Annotated in this window: 1 protein-coding gene; it reads left to right on the top strand. The window is 57.8% G+C overall.

Going from position 1 to position 614, the window contains the following annotated elements; genetic code table 11:
- A partial coding sequence (locus tag QKW35_RS21245) for a TRAP transporter large permease subunit (RefSeq protein ID WP_282356395.1) occupies positions 1-614 on the top strand: 614 nt, incomplete at both ends.

Raw genomic sequence — 614 nt, 5'->3', positions numbered from 1 at the left:
ACCGGTATCCCGGTAGCCTGGGTACTCGGGGGGATCGGTGTAATTTTTGCCGGTATCGGTTACCTGGCTGATATGTACATGGACACCATGACCGGTCTGGATTACACCACGCTGGGGCTGGTCGTTAACCGTCTTTGGAAGATCATGGATAACTGGATATTGGTAGCGTTGCCGATGTTCATATTCATGGGAATCATGCTGGATAAGTCCGGCGTTGCTGAGCGCCTGATGCAATCTATGCAGGAGCTGTTTGGTCGCGTCCGCGGCGGTCTGGCGATCACGGTTACTGCGATCGGTATTATCCTGGCGGCGTCCACCGGCATCATCGGTGCGTCGGTTGTACTGCTGGCGGTCATGTCCCTGCCCTCTATGACCAAGCAGGGGTACGCCATGCCGCTGGCACTGGGCACCATCGCCTCCGCCGGTACTCTGGGCATCCTGATCCCGCCAAGCATCATGCTGGTGATCATGGCGGACCAGTTGGGTCTGTCCGTGGGCGATCTGTTCATGGGAGCGGTTATCCCGGGCCTGATGCTGGGTGCGTTCTACATCCTGTACATTCTGATCACCGGTTTCGTAAAGCCGGAGGCGGCACCCATTCCACCAGACGCCAA

It is taken from the genome of Pontibacterium granulatum (genome assembly GCF_029961155.1).
GTDB lineage: Bacteria > Pseudomonadota > Gammaproteobacteria > Pseudomonadales > Balneatricaceae > Pontibacterium > Pontibacterium granulatum.
This window is presented reverse-complemented; position numbering and strand designations above follow the sequence as displayed.